The 862-nt window shown below is 61.4% G+C and carries 1 protein-coding gene; it reads left to right on the top strand.

Features of this window, described 5'->3' with window-relative positions; translation table 11 throughout:
* Positions 1-140 precede the first annotated feature (140 nt).
* On the top strand, positions 141-862 hold a 722-nt coding region (locus ACYP5B_RS33645), incomplete at its 3' end, for a porin (RefSeq protein ID WP_459572511.1).

The following is an 862-nucleotide window of genomic DNA, read 5'->3' as shown; positions in this document are numbered from 1 at the left end:
GCGACTGTTTACTTATTCCTGTCACATAACTGCCTCAGAATGCAGCGGTCGCATCGAGGGATGGCATTCCTTTGCTTCTCCGCTATGCCTCTCCGACGGCAGCAGGAAACTACTCGCTCAAACAGAAAACCGAGATGACCGTGAACAAAACTCTCCTCACATTGGCCGCCGCCACAGCTTGCTCCATGTCCGGTGCCGCTTTCGCCCAGACTTCTTCCAGCGTAACGCTCTACGGCATCGCCGATGCGGGCGTTAGCTTTCAGAGCCACGTGCAAGGCCCCAACGGGGGTGGCTCGCTGACTGGCGTGACTTCCGGCGGCCTTTCCGGTTCGCGCTGGGGCATTCGCGGCGTGGAAGACCTCGGCAACAACCTGAAGGGCATCTTCGTGCTGGAAAGCGGCTTTGACATCGACACTGGCAAGTCCGGCCAAGGCAACCGCCTGTTTGGCCGACAAGCTTATGTCGGTCTCCAGAGCGACCTTGGCGCCGTTACGCTGGGCCGCCAGCAAAACTCACTGTATGACCTGTTCACCGCCTACGACCCGATGGCAGCCGGCAGCAGCTACTCGCTCAATTCGGTCGATACCCAGGGCTTCAACGGCCGCGCCGACAACGCCGTCAAGTACACCGGCAAGTTCGGCGGCCTGACCGCAACCGGCTTCTACAGCTTCGGCCGCGATAGCAATATCACGAACGGCGGTGAAGTGCCGGGCAGCTTCCGGGTTGGCAAGAATTTCGGCGGTGGCTTGGCGTACGCCAACGGCCCGGTCTCGGTGGGTGTCGCCTATGACCAATACCAGGGCAGCACAGTCGCCACATCGGGCGCAGCCGCCAAGCGCGCCGCGATTGGCGGTGCATATGC

This window comes from Cupriavidus sp. 8B (genome assembly GCF_054589115.1).
This window is presented reverse-complemented; position numbering and strand designations above follow the sequence as displayed.